This window comes from Pedobacter roseus, from assembly GCF_014395225.1.
GTDB classification, from domain to species: Bacteria; Bacteroidota; Bacteroidia; order Sphingobacteriales; family Sphingobacteriaceae; genus Pedobacter; species Pedobacter roseus.
Map to the genome: position 1 here is coordinate 5,127,515 of NZ_CP060723.1, position 13,770 is coordinate 5,141,284.

Genomic DNA, 13,770 nt, shown 5'->3' on the forward strand with positions numbered 1-13,770 from the left:
AAAAATAAGAAGCCTTAAATTTAAGATATAGGTTCAATATTTATTTTACAATTTCTTTTTGGGGTAAAGAATCTATAACTGTAATCTTTTTGAACAGCATAAATGAAAATAATTTATTATCCCGCCCCGGGACTCTATAAACACCTTTAGCTTTTAAAATATATGCAGAAATTGCTGCCATATCCCAGCCATCTACTATATCAGCAGACCATTTAGCATTTAATAGACTTTCAAAACCTCTTTTAATACCGTACCCTCTAACTTTTATTATATCTTTTTTTACTTTTTCTTCTATGTAAGAATTATCCCAGGCCCACAACCAGGTATTAGATTTTAAAGAAACAGACCCCACCTCTTCATAGTCAATAATAAGTTTCTGTATCCCCTTACTACTAAATATGAGTTTACCTGTTGACTGATCATAATCCCATCTTTCATATTGGCCAATTCTATATTTCTCTTCACAATATGCTTGCTGTTTTTTAAGATATTCGCATGAAATTTTGGAAAGCTGTTCGAATGAAACTGTATCTAAGAGATTAATTTTTTTCGAAGTAGATCTATTATTACAACTTGCAAAAAACATTGTAAGTATTGCGATATAAAAACTTAATTGTCTTAGCATATAAACGAAGATTTAGTATTTTTCTTCCAGCACAATTTCAAGAGCAATTACCTTCCATTCTCCTTTAATATTTTTCCAGTGGTATATTTCTTCCGTCTGGATGGTCTGTTTTTTAGATAAAATGAGCATTTTAGGTTTTAAAAGAACCGATTTACGGGCAATTTTTTCGGTAAAAACATCATCTTCCATAGATGACTTTATCCGGTAATAACTGGAATGGATTTCTTTAATCCCGCTCAAATATTTTTTTAAATCGATGGTAAAATCGCGTTTGTTTATGTTTGGTTTTTCATACGGAGTAAAGTTTAAACCATCATCAAACATGGCTGCATACGCGGTTGCATCTTTATTCTCTAAGGCCAGGTTTGCTTTTTGGTGTAGCTCGTTAATTGCTGAAATAATTAAATCGGTTTCCATGGCATGAAGTTAATGGTTTGTATCAGGGTTTTCAAATTTATGATGATTAGGGAGCTGATTTTCCACAAATGTTAGAATGTGAAACTGCTTGTTTTGTATTGAGTATAATTATTTTTAGGTTTTGGAAATGAAAGGGTAGCGTTTCACAGGTGCTGTAGTCCCGCCATCCGCTTTATCCCGATTGGAAAAAATCGGGATGCACGCTTTTTTCGGGTTTAGTTAACAGCGGTTTGGCTTTCCTGCACTGGCCCAGGTTAAATAAACCTGATTGGACGGACGCCAATTTCCTTCAAATTGGCTGGAGGGAAAGCAGGGCTGAAAATGCCAAAAGCACAGAACCACTCATTTCCTATTAATCATAAAATATTTTTCATATTCTGGAAACGAAAAGGCAGCATTTGATATTAGCGATATACATCATCTCTAAGCACAACAACCACAGCTGATTCTAATCTTAATACTAGTTTAACATATTTCTAAACTTTTTTTCTACCTTGATGCAACGTTTTAAAATCCCCCATGTCTTATAATCAGAATATTCGAAATTTTGGAAGCCGTATACATCGATAAAAACCTGGAACTCGTAAAAAAATGCATGCAGGGCAGCCGCGCAGCACAGTTTGAATTGTACAAGCTGTATGCAAAGGCCATGTATAATGTGGCACTGCGCATTTTAAATTATGAGGAAGAGGCTGAAGATGTTTTACAGGAAGCATTTTTGGATGCTTTTACCAGAATTGTTGATTTTAGGCAGGAAACCACCTTCGGGCTTTGGCTAAAGCAGATTGTGATTAATAAATCCATCAATTACCTGCGTAAACGCAAGATGGAATTTGTAAGTACGGATGAAATATCGGAAGTATCGGACGAAGATAGTTTTGATGACAGTGAGATGCGGTTGCAGGCCGATGAAATAAGACAGGCCATTACCCAATTGCCAGATGGTTACAGGGTAGTATTGAGTTTATACCTTTTAGAGGGTTACGACCATGAAGAGATTGCACACATTTTAAAAATAAGTGAAAACACCAGTCGTACACAGTACATGAGGGCAAAAAAGAAATTAAAAAGTATTTTAGAACAGAAAGGGATGAGAGATGAATAATAGATTAGAAACCTTTGTAAAGGATAACCGCAAGGCTTTTGATATTATGGAGCCATCAGCGGGGCTTTGGGCAAAAATTGAACAGGAATTAGACACAAAAAAGAAAAAAAAACCTGTAAAGCTCTACTTATGGATGAGTGCAGCAGCAGCCATCGTAGTGGTTTTCGGTTTAGTTTGGCTGTACGCCGGAAGGTTACAAAACAAAGATTTAGAAATAGCCGACGTTAGTGCTTCTTATGCAAAAAAAGAAGTCCACTTTGCGGGATTGATTACCGAAAAAAGAGACAGTTTGGCCATTTTTGCCTCGGCAAACCCTGAATTGTACAAAAAATTTACTGCCGACCTGAGAAAACTTGATGAAGATTATGAAAGGTTAAAAGCAGAGCTGCCAACCTCGCCCAACCAAACTTTTGTGGTAAAGGCCATGGTTAAAAACCGCGAAATACAGCTACAGTTATTAAAGCAACAATTATTAATTATTAACCAGGTTGACGATTATAAAAGGGTTAACCAGATTTAAGTTTAAAGCAGCAAAAGCGAAATTAAATAATGGCAGAATCAGTTTTGATACCCGATTCGCGCTACTTGATACCAGGAGGATACGCTCACCACATTTACATTTCTTATTACCAGCCGGCAGGTTTTAAGCCATTAAATGTTTAACAATTAACAACATGAAAACAATAAAAATATTTCTGGCCTTTATGGCTTTAATCGCCGTAGAAACCAATGCGCAAGAAATTGCGCTAAATAGTCCAGCTGAAAAAGCAGTTGCAGAAGCTTCTGCTCAACCTACTTCATTGGCAATGGTCAGCTATTCCAAATCAACACAAACAGGAAGCGACGCTGAACGTTCTAAGTCTTATAGCAAGAGTTTTAGTGTAGACAATAACGATAAGGTTAATTTAAACAACCAATACGGATCAATCACCATTAAAACCTGGGATAGGAAAGAAGTAAAGGTTGATGTAGATATTAAAGTTTACAGCAATTCGGATAGCGATGTACAAAGGTTGATTGACGGTGTGAATATCGACGCCACTAAAAATGGAGATGTAGTTTCTGTTAAAACCAACATGGGCGATAGGAACGGACGTTATGGCCGCAGTGTTAAAAACGGGGTAACCACCTGGAGAAGAGAAATTAAAGTAATTTATACGGTATACATGCCTGCAGTAAATCCCCTAACCGTTTCTCAACAGTATGGCAATGTAGAAATGGGCAACTTTGCTGGCCCAACTTCTTTAAAAGTAGAGTATGGAAATCTGGTTGCAGGTAATCTAAGCAATACCAACAACTACATTAATGTACAGTATGGTAAATGTGATATTCAAGACCTTAATGCAGCCGTAGTAAAACACGAATATAATGGTCCGGTTACAATTGGGGCTGTTGGCACTTTAGAGCTTGATGCAGAATATGTTGCGGTAAACATTAATACGATTAGAAAATCAGCCGATATTAAAGTGCAGTATGGTAAGGGTTTAACCATTGGTACTATTGGCGGCAACTTACTTTTAAATTCGGAATATGCAAAAGTAAACATCAATACCGTTAGGGGAAATACGGTTGCCAAGCAAGCTTATGGCGACTTAAATATTGCTTCAGCCGGTAAAATTGCGGTAAATGCAGAATATTCTAATGTTACTTTAGGCACCTTAAATGGTGATGCGAATATCAATATGGATTACAACCGGCTAAGTGTAAACGAAATTACACCATCCTGCAGAAATTTCAGCTTCGGTGGAGAATATGTAGGTGTAAGCCTTGGTTTTGCAGATCGATATAATGGAACTTTTAATGTTTCTACCTCTTATGCTGGCTTTAAATATGGCTCAAACGTAACATCGACCACTGTAAGCAAGGATGATGAAACCAAAAAATATTCGGGCAAGATTGGTAGCGGAGGAGCTTCAACGGTGTCGGTTAAAACCGAATATGGAGCCGTTACCTTTAAATAAGCGTTTTCAAACCAAACAAATTATAAAGTCCTGCCGTATTGGTAGGACTTTTTTTATATTTATTGCAGATGAAAATTTACCTTATTATTCTGCTTTCTGTTTTTGCTTTACCGGTATTGGCCCAAGAGGCACAAGTTAAGTGGGCCACACAGGAAACCTTTTTCGAAGATTTAGCAGGCAAAGAGCTGCCGGATTTTAAAGGTTTAACCGTTAACAAAAAAGCATTCAGCAGTGCTGATTTAAAAAATCAGGTAACAGTGATTAACTTTTGGTTCGAAAAATGCCCACCGTGTATTGCCGAAATGCCAGAATTAAATAAACTACAAATAAAATATGGCAAAAATGGTGTAAGGTTTATAGGCATTACACACGATCTCCCTGCAAACGCTAAACTTTTTCAGAAAAAGAGTGGCTACAAATATGAGATTGTATCGTTGAGCAAGGATGAAATCCGCAGGTTAAACATCAATCACGGTTTTCCATCGAATATTTTGGTTGGCAAGGATGGAAAAATCATTTATGCTACGGCCAATATTTCGTTTACAGATCCTCAGTTTAAAGCGAAATCGGTCCTTTTTGAAGAAAAATTAAAGGCTGAGTTAGGGATTTGATAGGTTTTAATGGCCCGTGAGGACACAGGCCATGGATCAGGACAAATATCCTTACCAATTTATTGATATAATACAATTGGTTTACCCCAAAGCCGTTCTGACCGCGATTATTGTAATCTTTAAAGGTAAGAAAACAGCAAAAGCTTAAAGTACGTATTCTTCATTTATGGGCTTAACAGGCTCGGGAATATCATCTTCTTCCAACATCTGTAAAAGATTGATTTCGATAGTCCTGGTGATCTGGTTAAGCGGAACACCTGCCGAATTATTTTCGAAAGGATTAACCAAACTCATTCCATTAATCTGTGTAGATACAAAAACGAAACCGATCAGCCAGCCCAAAAATATGGCTGCAGGTCCGGCATCCTGACTGATTACAAGGGTAAAAGTAACCACAAACAGCCAGATAAACACCTTGGTTAAATAAGTATAGGTTGTTGGAAATATCGTGTTTTTAATCCGCTCACTCATCCCCATCGAATCAGAAAAACGGGTCAGCATTTCGTTAATTTCTATAAAGCGGAAACCATCGATTTTATTTGCCTTTGCTAACTTCTGCAGATCACGCGATTGGATGTTAAGCAGGGCATTGTGAGCATTGTTGTGTTTTTTAATTTCATTTAAATCGGCCTCCGTCAGGTATTTGGTATAAATTTCATCAACCGTGTTTCTTAAATTGGCTTTTAGCGCATATAAAAAAGCAATATGCCTGTACACCATGCGTTTCACACTTTCTTCATCCTCATCAACATAATTAATCAAAGCGCGCGCATAAGAGCGTGAATCGTTTACAAGTGCACCCCATACTTTCCGTGCTTCCCACCACCTATCGTAAGCCTGGTTATTGTTAAAACCGATAAAAAAGGCAATGGCTGTACCTAAAACGGTTGGAATAATGGATGGAATGGAGAAATGATGGGCGATTAAATACTCACGAACAAGGTACGCTGCCGTACAAGAAGCGATCATAATCAGATCAACATGCCATGTATTTCTTAAAATTCTACTTAACCTGATATTTTGTATTAAAAGCATATATTTTTTTGAGGAACAAATTCTTACGGTTGAAAATACAAAACTAAAGCCGAAATGTTTTACAATGTAACAAATTAAATGACAGACAGTACAGGTTGCCGATTGTTATGCAAATGTTTATCTTGGAGAACCAAATATTCTTTTTTCTTATGAGCGAAACGTTACCCAAGAACAACATTTTTAAAGTTATTGGTGCTTCATCACTGGGCACACTGATAGAATGGTATGATTTTTACATTTTCGGTAGCCTCGCGGTCATCATTGGCCATCAGTTATTTCCTGAAGATGCTGGTGCTTCTGCTTTAATCAATACCCTGGCCATATTTGCTGCTGGCTTTATTGTACGTCCTTTCGGTGCTTTGGTTTTTGGCAGGTTGGGTGATTTGATCGGCCGGAAATACACTTTTTTACTCACTTTGGTACTCATGGGCGGATCGACATTTTTTATCGGTTTAATCCCATCTTATAAAAGTATTGGTTATGCAGCACCCATTTTAGTTTTAATATTAAGGTTGATCCAGGGCCTGGCTTTGGGTGGTGAATATGGGGGTGCGGCAACCTACGTTGCAGAACATGCACCAAAAAATAAACGCGGCTTTTTTACCAGCTGGATTCAGACGACAGCTACCTTAGGGTTATTTCTTTCCTTAGGAATTATCGTCATCACCAAGAATATTTTAGGTACCGAAACTTTTGGCGATTGGGGCTGGCGGATTCCCTTTCTGTTATCGATTGTACTGGTAGTGGTTTCGATTTATATCCGCATGAAGATGCACGAATCACCCATGTTTTCAAAATTGAAAGCGGAAGGAAATGTTTCTAAAAATCCGTTAAAGGAAAGTTTTAACAATAAGGCGAATTTTAAAATGGTGCTTTTGGCGCTCTTTGGCGCCACCATGGGACAGGGAGTGATCTGGTACACGGGCCAGTTTTATGCCCAATCTTTTTTAGAGAATACCTGCAAACTGGATTTTAACGATTCGAGGTATATTTTGCTCTGGGGTATTGCCTTTGCCACACCATTTTTCGTGGTTTTTGGGGCATGGAGCGACAAAGTAGGTAGAAAATGGATTATGTTGAGCGGAATGTTGCTGGGAATCCTTTTTTACCGCCCTATTTATCAAATATTTTTGAATGATACAGATTATACAAAAATTGAACAGGCCGATATTTTATCAGCAACACCTGCGCCGGTAAGCGCTGTTTTAATTGCAGATTCACAGGATAGCTTAAGAACAACATCCGTTAAGGTATTATTGAAAAACGGCGCATCATTCAACAAGGTTCAGGTAGATACGGTTTCTACAACAAAAGGTATTCTTTTGGGTAAAGAGGTGATCAAAGATAAAGTTTTGGCTACACCGGTTTTCTGGAAATTTGTGGGATTAATCTTCTTCCAGATTTTATTGGTAACGATGGTTTATGGGCCAATCGCGGCTTTTCTTGTTGAATTGTTTCCAACCAAAATCAGGTACACTTCCATGTCGCTGCCATACCACATCGGGAACGGTGTTTTTGGTGGACTTGTTCCATTTATCGCGACCTTAATTGCCAGTTTTTCGGGTTCTACGCCATTATCAGGTTTATGGTATCCGATAGGCATTGCAGCGCTTAGCTTAATTATAGGAACCATTTATTTATCGAATAAAAGAGACGAAAGCATTAACGATTAATACAAAAAGGATGAATACGTTAAAGAAATTTTTAGGCTTGGTTTGGATGGTTTTAGGTCCATTAACCATGACTTTCCTGTTTTTACAGGCGATTGATAAAGTGGGTTTAACGCACACTGATATTGAACGCACCAATACCATTCTGCAATGGGGAATTATCCTGTTTATTTTTCTGCCAATTAGCTTAGGACTGATGATTTTCGGTTTTTATGCCTGGAAAGGGGAATACGACCGATTGCCGGAAAACTCGGAAGATATCTAGTTGTTTTTGACCAAAAGATAAGTTTTTAGTTTGCAATTTTCAGTTGACGGCATTAAAGGTCCTGAACTATAATGTCCGTGTAAATCCGTGTTTCCGTGGCTAAAATTATAAATTATTGGTCTGTGAGACACAGACGAAGGCATCGGACCAAGGATTGTGGGATCAGTTTCTGATCCATGCTAACCAATGAACGAATGACAAATGAACTACTGAACCACAAAGGCACGAAAGCACAAAGATCTTTCGACTCCGCTCAGACTGACATATCGCTACAAGACCCTTAACAACAGCCCTTTTAAATATTCTCCCTCCGGGAAAGAAATCCTAACCGGGTGATCTTCAGGCTGGCAGAACTGTTTAATGATCTGCACTTCTTTACCCGCATCAAGGGCCGCCCAGGCAATTATCTGTTTGAAAGTATCGATATCAACAGCTCCTGAACAAGAGAAAGTAGCCAATAAACCACCTTTTTCAAGCAATAACATGCCTAAACGGTTTAAATCTTTGTAGGCTCTGGCAGCGCGGTCTAATGCAGAACGTGATGGAGCGTATTTAGGTGGATCGAGCACAATTACATCAAATACTTCTCCTGAATCTTTAAATGCACGCAATTGTTTGTTCACATCCGATTGGATGGCTATTACTTTATTTACATCGTATTTATTTAGTGCTACATTTTGTTTGAGCGTTTCTAAGGCCAGGGCAGAACTATCAACACTGGTAACACTTGTTGCATCATTAGCTAAACTATTTAAACTAAAACCACCACTGTAACTAAAGCAGTCTAATACTTTTTTACCTTTTGTATAACTGGCTAAAATACTCCTGTTATCTCGCTGATCGCAGTAAAACCCTGATTTTTGTCCTTCTGCAATATTGATGTGGTAAATAATTCCGTTTTCTTTTACTTCTAAAAATTCTGGTGGATTTTCGCCCCAAAGGAGGCCGTTCTCGATGGGTAAACCTTCGTGGGTACGGGCAGTGGCGTCACTTTTATCGAATATGCCTTTAGGTTTTAATTCTGTTCTTAAAATGTCGACGATTTCCGTTTTTACTTTTTCGATCCCCGAGCTTAAAATCTGAAGCGAAAGGAAATCAGCATATTGATCAACAATTAAACCTGGTAGAAAATCGGCTTCACTAAAAACCAAGCGACAGGTATTGGTCTGTTCGCCTAATATAAACTGACGTGAAGCAATGGCTTGTTTTAAACGGTTCTGGTACCAATTGGTATCAATGGTTTGTGTTTCATCCCATTCTAACAAACGAACGGCCACACGCGAATTGCTGTTGAAATATCCATAAGCGAGAAATTCATGATCAAAAGCAAAAACTTTTACTACATCACCATCTTCAGGTTTTCCCTTAACTTTTTCCAGTGCGCCAGAAAATACCCATGGATGTCTTTGTAATGCCGCTTTTTCTTTGCCCTTTTTTAATGTGATTTCTACCATGATGCAAAGGTAATTAAAAGAGGGATAATGTTAAATGTAATATGGAGGATGTAAGATTTATGAGATTAGCGTTTGGCGACTAGCGTTTAATTATATGCTTAACGCAAACCGCCTACCGCTTTGCCATCTTCACCAGCTCCGTATCCAAAACTTTGGTTTCGAATTCGGTGATTGGCCTTTTGGCTTCGATCATTGAAATTAATAATTCGGTGGCTACCTGCCCCATTTCGAATGCCGGCTGTTTAACCGAAGTTAAGGACGGATTAAACAATTCGACAAGGTTGGAGTTTGTAAAACCTGCGATTGCGATTTTATGCGCCACCTCGGGATTGGTTTTTTTCAACGCCATAATGCAGCCCGTGGTTAAACGGTCGCTCGAAATAAAAATCCCATCGGGATTTAAGGGTAAAAGTTCTTTAACGGCCTGCTCCAGTTCTGCACTGTGCATGCCACCGTGCTGGCAATATTTAACCAGTTCGGGTTTAAATTCGATGTGGTATTTGGCCAGGGCTGCCTTGTAACCTTCCAGTCTTTCTTTCGTTATCGAAAGGTTTTCAGAATTGGTTAAGTGCGCAATGGTCCTCTTTCCCGACAAAATGAGGTGCTCTGTAGCATCAAAAGAGCCTTTAAAATTATTTGCAATGACTTTATGGGTTTCAAAATCTTTGGGCACGCGGTCAAAAAAAACAATTGGCAAGCCTTTGGCATATAAACTTCGCAGGTAATCGATATCCTGTGTTTCAGACGACAGCGCAATCAGCAAACCATCAATAGAACGTGATGCCAGATGCTCAACATTCAGTTTTTCCTGCTTATAAGATTCGTGACTTTGAGAGATAATGACATGGTAACCCTTATCGTAAGCAATTGATTCTATGCCATTTATCACCTGAGAAAAAAAGTTGTTGGCAATTTCGCTTACGATGATACCGATGGAATAACTGCGGCGTTCTTTTAGGCTCCGCGCAATGGGATTAGCACGGTAATTAACCTTTTCGGCATAAGCCAAAACCAGTTTTTTGGTTTCCTCACTAATTTCGTAACGGTCTCTTAAAGCCCTTGAAACTGTAGAAGTTGACAGTCCGAGTGCTTTAGCAATATCCTTTATGGTAGATGTTTCAAATCTCATTTTCGTAATGCGTACAAGTTACAAAAAATATCTCTTTAAGGGGATCGGATCAGCAACATTAATAAACGTCATATCGACGTTTTTGGGAACGTTTGCACACTTTTTTAGTTAAAAATGGTTTCAAACGGTTTTTAGTTTGTAAAATTGTTACATCAACGTAACCAAATATAAACAAACAATAACATCCCGAAATAGAATTTAATTCTACATGCAAGCGATTGCAGCATCTTAAAATAACCAAATCACTTCAAATAAATAATTTATGAGCAGAGTTCTACTCTTTTTAGCATTTTTCTCTTTTTTTGGATTATCTGTAGCACAGGCACAAACCAGGCAGGTTAGTGGAACTGTAAAAGATAAAACAGATGGGCAGCCTTTGGTAGGCGTTAGTGTGAACGTAAAAGATTCAAAAACAGGGGCTAGTACGGATGCAAACGGGGTTTACAAAATCAGTATTCCTGCGAAAGGCGCAGTAGTCACTTTTACTTATGTGGGTTACAAAACCAAAAATGTAACCATTACCGATCAAACTAAATTTGATATTAACTTAGAAGAAGACGCTAACACCCTGCAAGAGGTGACGGTGAACATCGGTTACGGCTCGGTGCGTAAAGAGGCTTTAACAGGTTCTGTTTCTTCAATTACCGGGAAAGATATCGACCAGTTTCCAGTAAGTACTGCCGCACAGGCATTGGCAGGTAAACTTGCCGGGGTTTCGGTTACCACAACGGAGGGTAGTCCGGGTGCCGAAATTGTAATAAAAGTACGTGGAGGGAGCTCCCTTACAGGAGATAATTCGCCACTTTACATTGTTGATGGGATCCAGGTTGAAAACGCCTTATCCATTTTATCACCGAACGAAATCCAATCCATCGATGTGTTAAAAGATGTTGCCTCTACTTCGATTTATGGTAGCCGAGGTGCCAATGGGGTGGTGATTATTACGACAAAAAGCGGTAAAAAAGGGAGACCGGTTGTCTCCTTTGATGCTTATGCAGGTGCGCGGCAGATAGTAAACGAGCTGGATGTAATGAACCCTTATGAGTTTATCAAATATCAATACGAGCTGTATAATAACAACACCAATCAGGATGTAAAAGATACTTTTACCAAGAAATACGGCACTTTTGAAGATCTTGACATCTACAAAAATATTCCAAATATCGATTGGCAGGATAAAGTTTTCGGCCGTCAGGCATGGAGCAATACTGAAGTTTTAAATCTATCGGGCGGTACTTCTAAAACCACTTATAATGTTTCTGTAAACAATACAAAAGAAGATGGCATTATGCTTAATTCTGGTTATAGAAGAACATTTGCTTCGATGCGTTTGGACCATAAATTTTCAGATAAATTCAGGGTAGGTTTAAATGCACGCTACAGCCGTCAACGTGTTGATGGTGTAGGCACAAGTTCTACAGGCTCGCAGGGTACCAACCGTTTAAGAAATTCGGTGCGTTACCAACCTTATTCGGGTGGAAGCGATTCTGGCGATCTTTTCGATGCAGATTATTTAACCACCGGATTAACCAACCCGATTACTTTGGCCAACCAGGAGCTGAAATACGATTACCGTAACGATTTAATTTCGAGCGGTTATGTACAATATTCGATCCTCAAAAACTTAACGATAAAGAGTACCGTTGGTTATAACAGAACCAGCAGACATACCAATACCTTTAACGGTCCGGTGAGCAATGTGGCCAGGAACAATGCAGGTTTGCCGGCCATCCAGCTGGATACGGTAGCCCAAAAATCGTTTATCAACACCAATACCATCAACTATAAACCAAACCTGGGTAAAGACCACAGTTTAGATTTATTGGTAGGACAGGAAATCAACATGGTTGATATCGATTCGAGAACAACTGTCCTTAAATTTTTACCCATCAATATCTCTCCCGATGATGCTTTTGTGAGCGGTGCCCCGGCAAATACCATTCAGGACAGGCCAACATCATTAATTTCGGGTACCAGACAGTTCTCGATTTTTGGAAGGGCATCTTATGGTTTTCAAAATAAATACCTGGCTACCGTCAACTTCAGAACAGATGCTTCATCATTATTTGCAGCAGGCAAACAATGGGGTTATTTTCCATCAGCACAGGTTGCCTGGAGGGTTACAGAAGAAAAATTTATCAAAGACATGCAGTTAACCTGGCTGGATAACTTTAAGGTGAGGTTTAGTTACGGTGCCGCCGGGAATAACCGCATTGGCCAGGATTTATTCAGAACCTTGTTTTACCTAAGCTCTACCACTGGTGGTTATGCCGATACAGATGGTGCCATTTCAACAGGATTGATTTCGGGTACAGCTACCGGAAACATTTTATCCAACCCAAACATTACCTGGGAAACCAATATTTCTAAAAACCTGGGTATTGATATCGATTTATTCAAAAACAAGCTATCGCTTAATTTAGATTATTACGATAACCGGACTAAAAACCTATTGTTAAACGCAAACGTACCACAAACTACAGGTTACGCTACCCAACAGCAAAATGTGGGTAAAACCCAAAATACAGGTTTCGAACTGCAGTTAAATTACCAGGCTGTAAAAACCAGAAACTTTAGCTACAATACCAGTTTCAACATTTCATTCAATAAAAATAAAATTGTCGAGCTGCAGAATGGTGTAAATTCTTACATCACGCAATCTGGCTGGGTAAACAGTTTGGGCGATTTTAAAGTTGAAGTAGGAAAACCTGTTGGCCAGTTTTACGGTTTTATTTCTGACGGACGTTATACCGTTGATGATTTTACCTACGTGCAAAATGCCACTACTGGGGTTTACACTTATACCCTTAAGCCAACTGTGGCCAACAGCAGGGTATTGTTGGGTAACCGCGATCCGCAGCCGGGTGACATGAAAGTTCAGAAACTTTCTTCTTCATCTAGCATGATGATTGGTGATGACGACAGAACGGTTTTAGGTACGGCACAACCAAAATTTACAGGTGGTTTTAACAACCAGTTTGCTTACAAAAATTTCGACTTAACCGTATTCTTAAACTTTAGCTATGGCAGTAAGGTGTACAACGCCAATAAACTCGAATTTACTTCACAATATAACGTCAAGGATAACAATTTACTGGCGGTGATGAATGACAGGTGGCAGAATTTCGATGCCAATGGGGTGAAAGTAACCGATCCGGCAGTTTTAACGGCTATGAATGCTAATACCACTTTATGGACACCGACCACCGGAAATTATGCATTAACTTCTTACGCCATCGAAAACGGATCTTTTTTAAGGATCAGCAATGTAACCCTGGGTTATAGCTTACCACAAAGTTTAATCAAAAAAACAGGCTTCATCTCTAAACTAAGGGTTTATGGAACAGTTAACAATCTTTATACCATCACGGGATATACCGGTTACGATCCTGAAGCGAACACCCGCAGATCGAACCCACTTACACCAGGGATAGATTATGCAGCTTACCCACGTAGCAGATATATTCTTGCTGGTATTAATATGGTATTTTAACCTCA

The 13,770-nt window shown here is 38.9% G+C and carries 12 protein-coding genes; 7 read left to right on the plus strand and 5 right to left on the minus strand.

Annotated elements, in window-relative coordinates; genetic code table 11:
- Positions 1-40: 40 nt before the first annotated feature.
- Positions 41-625, minus strand: coding sequence for a DUF6882 domain-containing protein (locus H9L23_RS21125; RefSeq protein WP_223191004.1), 585 nt, complete (start codon positions 623-625; stop codon positions 41-43).
- 12 nt (positions 626-637) lie between these two features.
- Positions 638-1,042, minus strand: a complete 405-nt coding sequence (locus tag H9L23_RS21130; protein WP_187592184.1) for a hypothetical protein — start codon at positions 1,040-1,042, stop codon at positions 638-640.
- A 547-nt stretch (positions 1,043-1,589) separates the two neighbouring features.
- Between H9L23_RS21130 and H9L23_RS21135 the strand changes: the two genes are divergently transcribed.
- The 4 genes from H9L23_RS21135 to H9L23_RS21150 all read left to right on the plus strand — a co-directional run bounded on the left by H9L23_RS21135 (position 1,590) and on the right by H9L23_RS21150 (position 4,719).
- On the plus strand, positions 1,590-2,147 hold the full coding sequence (locus tag H9L23_RS21135) for an RNA polymerase sigma factor (RefSeq protein WP_187592185.1): 558 nt from the start codon (positions 1,590-1,592) through the stop codon (positions 2,145-2,147).
- Entirely contained in the window at positions 2,140-2,667 is a 528-nt protein-coding gene (locus H9L23_RS21140; protein WP_246474754.1) for a hypothetical protein, read from the plus strand. Before H9L23_RS21135 ends, H9L23_RS21140 begins: the two co-directional genes overlap by 8 nt.
- A 154-nt stretch (positions 2,668-2,821) precedes the next feature.
- Positions 2,822-4,108 (plus strand): hypothetical protein, encoded by a 1,287-nt coding sequence (locus H9L23_RS21145; protein ID WP_246474755.1) that lies wholly within the window; start codon positions 2,822-2,824, stop codon positions 4,106-4,108.
- 68 nt (positions 4,109-4,176) lie between these two features.
- The gene (locus H9L23_RS21150) at positions 4,177-4,719 is read left to right on the plus strand and encodes a TlpA family protein disulfide reductase (protein ID WP_187592186.1); all 543 of its coding nucleotides are present in this window, start codon (positions 4,177-4,179) and stop codon (positions 4,717-4,719) included.
- A gap of 144 nt (positions 4,720-4,863) precedes the next feature.
- Here the strand turns inward: H9L23_RS21150 and H9L23_RS21155 are convergent, their stop codons facing one another.
- A complete protein-coding gene (locus tag H9L23_RS21155; RefSeq protein WP_187592187.1) occupies positions 4,864-5,754 on the minus strand; it encodes a bestrophin family protein in 891 nt (296 codons plus the stop codon).
- A 149-nt stretch (positions 5,755-5,903) separates the two neighbouring features.
- Between H9L23_RS21155 and H9L23_RS21160 the strand changes: the two genes are divergently transcribed.
- Together H9L23_RS21160 and H9L23_RS21165 are read left to right on the plus strand one after the other, a co-directional pair.
- The gene (locus H9L23_RS21160; protein WP_187592188.1) at positions 5,904-7,427 is read left to right on the plus strand and encodes an MFS transporter; all 1,524 of its coding nucleotides are present in this window, start codon (positions 5,904-5,906) and stop codon (positions 7,425-7,427) included.
- Between the two features lie 10 nt (positions 7,428-7,437).
- Positions 7,438-7,689 (plus strand): DUF6814 family protein, encoded by a 252-nt coding sequence (locus H9L23_RS21165; protein ID WP_187592189.1) that lies wholly within the window; start codon positions 7,438-7,440, stop codon positions 7,687-7,689.
- 269 nt (positions 7,690-7,958) lie between these two features.
- On the opposite strand, the gene H9L23_RS21170 is transcribed toward H9L23_RS21165, so the two are convergent.
- A complete protein-coding gene (locus H9L23_RS21170; RefSeq protein WP_187592190.1) occupies positions 7,959-9,143 on the minus strand; it encodes a class I SAM-dependent rRNA methyltransferase in 1,185 nt (394 codons plus the stop codon).
- Positions 9,144-9,255: 112 nt separating this feature from the next.
- Entirely contained in the window at positions 9,256-10,272 is a 1,017-nt protein-coding gene (locus H9L23_RS21175) for a LacI family DNA-binding transcriptional regulator (RefSeq protein WP_187592191.1), read from the minus strand.
- A 262-nt stretch (positions 10,273-10,534) separates the two neighbouring features.
- On the opposite strand from H9L23_RS21175, the gene H9L23_RS21180 reads away from it, so the two are divergent.
- Positions 10,535-13,765, plus strand: coding sequence for a SusC/RagA family TonB-linked outer membrane protein (locus tag H9L23_RS21180; protein WP_187592192.1), 3,231 nt, complete (start codon positions 10,535-10,537; stop codon positions 13,763-13,765).
- Positions 13,766-13,770 lie beyond the last annotated feature (5 nt).

Bases quoted from the DNA above. Each gene is read 5' to 3' on its own strand.
- H9L23_RS21125 (WP_223191004.1), bottom strand. From the start codon at position 625: ATGCTAAGACAATTAAGTTTTTATATCGCAATACTTACAATGTTTTTT.
- H9L23_RS21130 (WP_187592184.1), bottom strand. From the start codon at position 1,042: ATGGAAACCGATTTAATTATTTCAGCAATTAACGAGCTACACCAAAAA.
- H9L23_RS21140 (WP_246474754.1), top strand. From the start codon at position 2,140: ATGAATAATAGATTAGAAACCTTTGTAAAGGATAACCGCAAGGCTTTT.
- H9L23_RS21145 (WP_246474755.1), top strand. From the start codon at position 2,822: ATGAAAACAATAAAAATATTTCTGGCCTTTATGGCTTTAATCGCCGTA.
- H9L23_RS21150 (WP_187592186.1), top strand. From the start codon at position 4,177: ATGAAAATTTACCTTATTATTCTGCTTTCTGTTTTTGCTTTACCGGTA.
- H9L23_RS21155 (WP_187592187.1), bottom strand. From the start codon at position 5,754: ATGCTTTTAATACAAAATATCAGGTTAAGTAGAATTTTAAGAAATACA.
- H9L23_RS21160 (WP_187592188.1), top strand. From the start codon at position 5,904: ATGAGCGAAACGTTACCCAAGAACAACATTTTTAAAGTTATTGGTGCT.
- H9L23_RS21165 (WP_187592189.1), top strand. From the start codon at position 7,438: ATGAATACGTTAAAGAAATTTTTAGGCTTGGTTTGGATGGTTTTAGGT.
- H9L23_RS21170 (WP_187592190.1), bottom strand. From the start codon at position 9,143: ATGGTAGAAATCACATTAAAAAAGGGCAAAGAAAAAGCGGCATTACAA.
- H9L23_RS21175 (WP_187592191.1), bottom strand. From the start codon at position 10,272: ATGAGATTTGAAACATCTACCATAAAGGATATTGCTAAAGCACTCGGA.
- H9L23_RS21180 (WP_187592192.1), top strand. From the start codon at position 10,535: ATGAGCAGAGTTCTACTCTTTTTAGCATTTTTCTCTTTTTTTGGATTA.